The 7,478-nt window shown below is 67.5% G+C and carries 8 protein-coding genes; 3 read left to right on the forward strand and 5 right to left on the reverse strand.

Annotated features, from left to right (window positions below):
- Window positions 1–315: 315 nt before the first annotated feature.
- Window positions 316–879 (reverse strand): TetR/AcrR family transcriptional regulator, encoded by a 564-nt coding sequence (locus RMO97_RS11430; protein ID WP_310541152.1) that lies wholly within the window; start codon window positions 877–879, stop codon window positions 316–318.
- A 93-nt stretch (window positions 880–972) separates the two neighbouring features.
- On the opposite strand from RMO97_RS11430, the gene RMO97_RS11435 reads away from it, so the two are divergent.
- Window positions 973–1,386: a hypothetical protein gene (locus RMO97_RS11435; protein WP_310541154.1), complete on the forward strand. Its 414-nt coding sequence runs from the start codon at window positions 973–975 to the stop codon at window positions 1,384–1,386.
- A 121-nt stretch (window positions 1,387–1,507) separates the two neighbouring features.
- Here RMO97_RS11435 and RMO97_RS11440 read toward each other — a convergent pair whose 3' ends face one another.
- The 4 genes from RMO97_RS11440 to rsgA form a co-directional block, all read right to left on the reverse strand.
- Entirely contained in the window at window positions 1,508–3,409 is a 1,902-nt protein-coding gene (locus tag RMO97_RS11440) for a methyl-accepting chemotaxis protein (protein WP_310541155.1), read from the reverse strand.
- A 164-nt stretch (window positions 3,410–3,573) separates the two neighbouring features.
- Complete coding sequence (locus RMO97_RS11445; RefSeq protein WP_310541157.1) at window positions 3,574–4,089, reverse strand: GNAT family N-acetyltransferase; 516 nt, start codon at window positions 4,087–4,089, stop codon at window positions 3,574–3,576.
- Between the two features lie 58 nt (window positions 4,090–4,147).
- The gene (locus tag RMO97_RS11450; protein WP_310541159.1) at window positions 4,148–4,468 is read right to left on the reverse strand and encodes a hypothetical protein; all 321 of its coding nucleotides are present in this window, start codon (window positions 4,466–4,468) and stop codon (window positions 4,148–4,150) included.
- A gap of 111 nt (window positions 4,469–4,579) precedes the next feature.
- Entirely contained in the window at window positions 4,580–5,653 is a 1,074-nt protein-coding gene (gene rsgA / locus RMO97_RS11455; RefSeq protein WP_310541161.1) for a ribosome small subunit-dependent GTPase A, read from the reverse strand.
- A gap of 198 nt (window positions 5,654–5,851) precedes the next feature.
- Here rsgA and RMO97_RS11460 point away from each other — a divergent pair, with 198 nt between their 5' ends.
- Together RMO97_RS11460 and RMO97_RS11465 are read left to right on the forward strand one after the other, a co-directional pair.
- Window positions 5,852–6,256 carry a Zn-ribbon domain-containing OB-fold protein gene (locus tag RMO97_RS11460; RefSeq protein ID WP_304829655.1) on the forward strand — a complete coding sequence of 135 codons (405 nt, stop codon included), beginning with the start codon at window positions 5,852–5,854 and terminating at the stop codon, window positions 6,254–6,256.
- 8 nt (window positions 6,257–6,264) lie between these two features.
- Window positions 6,265–7,404, forward strand: coding sequence for a thiolase C-terminal domain-containing protein (locus RMO97_RS11465; protein ID WP_304781119.1), 1,140 nt, complete (start codon window positions 6,265–6,267; stop codon window positions 7,402–7,404).
- The last annotated feature ends 74 nt before the right edge of the window (window positions 7,405–7,478 follow it).

Here is a 7,478-nt window from a genome sequence, read left to right on the forward strand (position 1 = left end):
GTCATTGTTGCGGTAACGGTGCTTATCGCCTTTGGGGGCGGGGGGGGGGCCGCGCACGCCGCGGCCGCCACAGGTTCGCCGATCTGTTGAGATCTGCGGCGCCTGATTGAAGGTTCGCAACGGGTCGCGGCCGTGCTTCCCTCGTCGCCGAACCCAGACATGACCCTGGGGGGTCAAGAGCAGACCTTGCAGCCGTCTGTGAAGGGCGGGCATAGACGAGCCACGGCCAGGCCGGCTGGCCGACCGCTAGTGAGCCACCTACTCCCTGGCCGCCAAGCTCAGTCTGGGCGCTGACAGACCAAGCGCGAAGGATCGTCAGAGGCTAGCCGGACCGCTCGGCTGTGACGTCAGCAGCTTGGCGAAATCCAGCAGGCGCTCCCCGGTCACGGGATGCGGAAGGGCGCCACGATGCAGCAGGCCGACGTAGGCGGCGTAGAACAGGGACGCCCGAGTTCGCGCCTGGCTTAGTCCGAGTTCGGAGAACAACGATGTCGTGAATTCCAGTCGCCTGTCGTCGACGCTGTCGACCACCTGCCTCACGGCGGGATCATATCGTCCCCATTCGCGTATCGCCGTCTCGAGCTCGGATCCTCCGAAGCTTTCGGCGGGCGGCGCGGAGGCCGCCAGGGCCAAGGCTTCGAGCTTCTCCCGGGGGGCGGCGATCTCCGTCAGGGCGCTGATTATTTCGTCTGTCGCCTTAGATTTCCAAGTCTCCAGCATAGCGCCCTTGAGGGCCGCCTGGTCCTTGAAATGCCAATAGAACGACCCCTTGGTCGCCCCCAGTTCGCGCGCCAGCGCCTCCACCCTGACGGCGGCGTGTCCCCCTCTGGCCAGGGCCCGGAAGCCACTGAAGATCCAATCTTCCTTGCCAAGCGCCATAGGTTTCGCCCTGCTGTTCCATACGCAACCGTATTGACGCGTCGTTGGGTTGAAGGTAATCCGTACGGTAGCGTATGGACGGGGAGCGGGTTTGTGAACTGGTGGATGATGATTGCGGGGATGTTGTCGCTCGCGACAGCGGCGGTCCACGTCTTTTTGGGCGGGCCCGAGGTCCATGCGCCCGTCCAGTCCAGCGAAAGCCTGGCGCTTGAGGTTCGCGCGACAATGGCTGTTGTCTGGCACGGCATCACCGCGGTTCTACTCTTGTCGGGCGCAACGAAGATCTACGCGGCCCTTTCGGGTCGAGTTAGCGCCGTCGTTGTCTTCATTGCGGCGCAATATCTTGCGTTCGTCGCGCTGTTCGTCGGCTACGGACTTGCCCATTTTGGAAGCCTCTGGGTCCTCCCCCAATGGACCCTCTTTGCTGTGATCGTTGGTTTCGTCGGCCTAGGGCTGAAATACCCGACCCGGCAAGGCGGCCATGGGAGGTCTCAAGTCACAGCCTAGCGCTCTCCAGACACCCGCTCGACCGCCGTCTGGCGGCTAGGATCAGCAAAACAAAAGTCAAAGTCCCCCTCAGCCGGTCCTTCGGGCCAACAGCTCCCACAGGAGGGGGAGCATCTCGCCTCTAGAACTCCTCCCAGCCCTCGCCCTGGGGCTCGAGCTTGCGGGCGGTGGCGGCGCCGCTGGGGGCGGGGATGCGGCGGGCGGGGGCGGTCGCGGCGCGGGCGGCGGGACGCAGGGCCACGCCGGCGGCGCCGACGTCGAACTTGTTGATCAGGGACATGAGGGTGTCGGCCTCATTGCGCAGGGAATGGCCGGCGGCGGTGGACTGCTCGACCATGGCGGCGTTCTGCTGGGTCATCTGGTCCATCTGGGTGACGGCGGTGTTGACCTGATGCAGGCCGGTGGCCTGTTCCTGGGCGCTGGCGGCGATCTCGGAGACCACGCCGTTGATCTGGGAGATCTGGACGGCGATGCGCTGCAGGGCCTCGCCGGTCTGGCCGACCAGGGTGACGCCCTCATTGACCTGGGCGGTGGAGGCGCCGATCAGGGCCTTGATCTCCTTGGCCGCCTCCGCCGACCGCTGGGCCAGGGCCCGGACTTCCGACGCGACGACGGCGAAGCCCTTGCCGGCGTCTCCGGCCCGGGCGGCCTCGACGCCCGCATTGAGGGCCAGCAGGTTGGTCTGGAAGGCGATCTCGTCGATGACGCCGATGATCTGGCTGATCTCCTGGGCCGAGGCCTCGATCTTGCCCATGGCCTCGACGGCCGAGCGCACCACCTGGGCCGAAGAGTCAGCGTCGGTGGTGGTCTTGGCCACCACGTCGCGGGCGTGGGCGGCGCCCTGGGCGGTGCGGGTGACGGTGGCGGTGATCTCCTCAAGCGCGGCGGCGGTCTCTTCCAGGCCGGCGGCCTGCTGCTCGGTGCGGCGCGACAGGTCGTCGGAGGCCTGGGAGATTTCGTTGGCGCCGTTGCGAATGCCGCCGCTGGCGCTGGCGATGCCGGCCATGGCGTCCTGCAGCTGGGCCACGGCGGTGTTGAAGTCGCTCTGCAGGCGCTGGTATTCGGCCGCCACGCTCTCGCTGAGGCGGGCGGTGAGGTCACCGCGGGCCAGGCGCTGGAGCTCGCGGCCCATGGCCTCGACAACGGCCTTCTGGGCCAGGCCGGAGGCCTCGAATGCGGTCTCCATCTCCTTGAGCTTGCGGTCCAGCTCCTGCTGGAAGTTGGCGGCCTCGGCGGCCAGCTTCTCGCGCTCGATACCGCCGGCCTTGAAGACCAGCATGGCGGCGGCCATCTCGCCGATCTCGTCGGCGCGGCCCACGGCGGGGACCTCGACACTGTGGTCGCCCCCCGACAGGCGGCGCATGGCGCTGGTCATGGCCTGGAGCGGGCGTGAGACGCCGCCGATGACGATCCTGAAGCCGAAGACCAGGATGCCGGCGGCGGCCAGGCCCAGCGCCCCCATCACCAGGTGGAAGATGGTGGAGGCCTGGGCCGCGGCGGCCCCGTCGGCGCGGGCGGCGGTGATCTGCAGGTCGACCAGGGCGCTGACCTTGTCGGTCACGGGCTCGATGGCGGGATACATCTCAGCCCCCGTAAAGGCCTCCAGCCCGGTCTGGTCCTGGGCGGCCAGCAGGGTCTGGAGCTTGGTGACGGCGGCGTCCGCGCCGGTCATGGCCGAGGTGACCCCCTGGGCCAGGGTGGTCTCTTCCGGCGTCATCTTGGTCTGGGAATAGGCGCTCCACGACTTGTGGAGCTCGGCGGTGGCGGTGTTGACCTTGGCTTGGCCATCGGCCCAGGGGAGCTGGCCGGTGCGCACCTTCCAGGCGGTGTCGACGATGCTGACGGCGTACATGTCGCTGACCGTCTTCAGTTGCTCCATGGGGATCACGCGATCGGCGATGATGGACTTGATCTTGGCGTTGGCGAGGTTCAGGGCCAACCAGCCGCAGAGACCGATGACCACAAGGGCCGCGCCGAGCGCGCCGATGGAGAAGGTCAGTTTGGCCTTGATCGTCTTCAGCATCGCAGAGGCTCTTCTGGCTTGCCGCCCTGGGGGCGCCGGTTTGAAAACCCCGGAAAAACAGGGTGTAAGTTAGGTAAACCGCCTAAGCTTCGCCGCTGAAAAAACGGTTAACGGATAACGATGTTCGGCGAGACAGGCCGCGGCCTATTGTCGGGCGGCGGGACCTAGCCTCGCCGCATGATGTGGTGGGGGATGGCGTGGGCGGTGGTGGCGGCCGGGTCCACGGTGAAGCCGAACTTTTCATAGAAGGCGATGGCGCGGGCGTTGTAGGCGATGACGTTGAGCCACATGGGCTGGTCGGGGCCCAGCCAGGCGACGCCGGCCTGCATCAGGCCCGCCGCGACGCCCGAGCCGTGGAAGGCCGGATCGACCATCAGCCAGTCCAGTTCGAGGTCGCCCGGCGCATGGCGCGTGGCGATGACGTAGCCGGCCAGATCGTCGCCGACGAAGGCCGCCGCCAGGTGCTGGTGGCCGGCCTGGGCGGCGGCGGCGCAGGCGGGGCCGCTGATCTCCACGACGCGCAGATTGGCGCCCGTCTGCTCGGGCGTCAGGCCATCGCGGTAGAAGGTGGCGTCGGTCGCGCGGCGGGTCAGGTCGGTCAGATCGGCGGGCGACACGCGGGCCAGGACCTCGGCGTCGCCGTAAATCTCAACCCCTGGCTTCAATGGGTGTTGCGTCACGGCGGCTCCCCTGCGTCAGGGGCGATATAGGTATCCGGCCGTGACTGCCAAGCTTGCGTCAGGCGGGTTCGGTCACCGCGTCGCGGAATTCGTCGGCGGGGACGAAGGCGGCGCCCTCCTCGTCCAGCACCCAGACGCCGATGAGGGCGGGGTGGTCGGGATCGAGGTCTTCGTCGAGCAGGTCGCCCTCGTAGAGCGCGACATTGCTGTAGTCGAAGTCGAGGGCCAGTTGGGCGGCGAGGCCCAGCATTTCGTCGGCCATGCGGCGTGAATAGCCCACGGCTTCGGCCTCGGCGGTGAAGTCGTCGGTCAGCGTGTTCATCTCGGCCGCGTCGCTGCCTTGGGCCGCGCTGGTGGTGACGATGGTGTAGGCGGGCATGGCTGATCTTTCGTGGTTTGGCCCCTCCCTAACGCGTTCATCGCGTGGCGAGGCCCATATTCTGAAAAAACATTCGGGCGTCGGGGCCACGCGGGCGGGCGCGCGCCAGGATCAGTCGGCGCCGCCCCGGCGGTCTCGCTTGGTGGCGCGGTAGGTTTTCTGTAGCGCGGCGGACTGGCGACGCTCGGCGGCCTTGGCGATGCGGTCGGCCTTCTGCCCCACCGCCGCCAGCTCAAGACCGAGCTTCTGGAAGTTGGCCCAGCGGCCGGGGTCCAGCGCCCCACTGGCCAGGGCGGACTGGACCCTGCAGCCGGGTTCGTGGCTGTGGCCGCAGTCATTGAATCGGCAATCTCCGGCGAGCTGCTCGATGTCGTCGAAGGCCTCGCTCATCCCCTCCTCGGCGTCGATCAGCCCCACCTCCCGGATGCCGGGCGTGTCGAGCAGCAGGGCGCCGCCCGGCAGCAGGACCAGCTGCCGGTGGCTGGTGGTATGGCGGCCCTGGTCGTCGGCCTCGCGAATCGCGGCGATGGTCATGCGGTCCTGCCCCAGGAAGGCGTTGACCAGGGTGGACTTGCCCACGCCCGACGAGCCGATCAGCACGCAGACCTCGCCAGGGGCGACCTGGGCCAGCAGGGCCTCCAGGCCCAGGCTGTCGCGGGCCGAGACCAGCAGGACGGGGGCGCCGGCCGCCAGGGCGACGATCTCCGCAGCCTGGCCCTGCGGGTCGTCGGAGAGATCCGACTTGGTGAGCACCACCACCGGGCGGGCGCCGCTCTGCCAGGCGGCGGCGAGATAGCGCTCGATCCGGCGCGGATTGAGGTCGGCGTTCATCGAGCTGACGACGAAGACCACGTCGACATTGGCGGCGATGACCTGCAGCTTGCCCAGGCTGTCGGCGGCCCGGCGGGTCAGCACCGTGCGCCGCGGCAGGACCGCCTCGATGGTGGCCGCGCCGTCGGCGGGGTTCAGCGCCAGGGCCACCCAGTCGCCGACCGACGGCGGGTCGGCCTCCTGGGCCTCGTGATGCAGGCGGCCCGACAGGTTGGCCCGCAGCTCGCCCTGGTCGGTCGCCACCAGATAGCCGTCGCGATGCTGGGCGACGACGCGGGCCGGGGTGTGGCCGGCCTGGGCGTGCGGCCCAAAGGCCAGGGCCAGCTCGTCGGACCATCCATATTGCGCGATCACGCTTTCAGGCATGGGACGGATGTAGCGCCATTTGGGGGGGAATGGGTGCGTCTTTTCCTCCCCCGTAAACGGGGGAGGAAAGAGCCCGGCGTCTCACTTCCCGCCACGTTAACAATCGACAAGCGGGCCAACCTCGGGTTTGTTGCAGCGCCCTCGTTTCGAGGGCCAAGACGAATTTGATCAGGGACGAATTTTCATATGGCTCGAATGTTGCCCGAACCCACGCCGGAGACCCGGCATTTCTGGGAGGGTTGCAAGGACGGCGAACTGCGTCTGCAGCGCTGCACCGAATGCACCCACAGCTATTTCCCGCCCCGCCCGTTCTGCCCCAAGTGCGGATCGCGCGATGTCGAGGTCTATGCCGCCAGCGGCAAGGGCTTCCTCTACTCCTACGTCATCAACCATCGTCCGCGCCCCGACATGGGCACGGAGCCGCACTCCATCGCGGTGGTGGAGCTGGATGAAGGTCCTCGTCTGATGACCAACATCGTGGGCTGCCCGCAGACGCCGGAAGCCCTGCAGCTGGACATGAAGGTCCAGGTGAAGTTCGAGAAGCAGACCGACGACATTTCCCTTCCCCTGTTCGAACCGGCGAAGGGCTGAGAGCGCATATGAAACCGAAATCAGTCGCGGTCGTCGGGGCCGCAGAGACCACCAAGATGGGCAAGATTCCGGACGTTTCCGTCCTGGGTCTGCACGCTGACGCCGCCCTCAACGCCATGAAGGACGCGGGCCTGAAGCCCTCGGACATCGACGGCGTCGCCACCGCGGGCGTCAGCCCCGTCGAACTGGCCCAGTATCTGGGCATCACGCCGACCTATGCCGACGGCACCAGCGTCGGCGGCTGCTCGTTCATGCTGCACGTCCGCCATGCGGCGGCGGCCATCAATGCGGGCCTGGCCAAGACCATCCTGATCACCCACGGGGAATCGGGCCGTAGCCGAGTCGGCGCCGGCGGCTTTGGCCGTAACGCCACCTCGCTGATGGGCCAGTTCGAGATGCCCTACGGCGTCACCAGCCCCCCCACCATGTTCACGATCCCGGTGCTTCGCTACATGAAGACCTACGGCGTGACCGAGGAGGACCTGGCCACGGTGTCGGTGATTCAGCGGGAGTGGGCGGCGCTCAACCCGCGCGCCTCCTTCAAGGATCCGATCACCGTCGACGACGTGCTGAACTCGCCGATGATCGCCTGGCCGTTCCGGATGCTGATGTGCTGCCTGGTCACCGACGGTGGCGGGGCCCTGATCATCACCAGCGCCGACCGCGCCAAGGACTTCCCCAACAAGCCGGTCTACGTCCTGGGCACCGGGGAGAGCGTCGAGACCCCGATGGTCAGCCAGATGGAGGACTTCAACTCCTCCAAGGCGTTCCGCGTCTCGGGCAAGAAGGCCTTCGAGGAAGCCGGCATCAAGCATGCCGACGTGGATCACCTGATGATCTACGACGCCTTCGCCCACCTGCCGCTCTACGGCCTGGAGGACCTCGGCTTCGTGAAGCCCGGCGAGGCCAAGGACTTCGTGCGTGAGCGCAATACCGCCATCGGCGGCAAGCTGCCCATGAACACCAACGGCGGCGGCCTGTCCTACATGCACTCAGGCATGTACGGGATGTACGCCCTGATGGAGAGCGTGCGTCAGATGCGCGGCACCGCCGCGGCCCAGGTCGACGGCGCCAAGATCAGCGTCTGCCAGGGCGTGGGCGGCATGTTCGCCGCGGCCGGCACGGTGATCTTCGGCAACGAAGCCTAGAGGCTTTTCAGCCACTTACCGCACTTCATGCTGCGCAGCATGGGGTGCAGCATTTTCGCCCTCTCCGGGAGACC

The organism is Phenylobacterium sp., assembly GCF_031425575.1.
Lineage (GTDB): Bacteria > Pseudomonadota > Alphaproteobacteria > Caulobacterales > Caulobacteraceae > Phenylobacterium.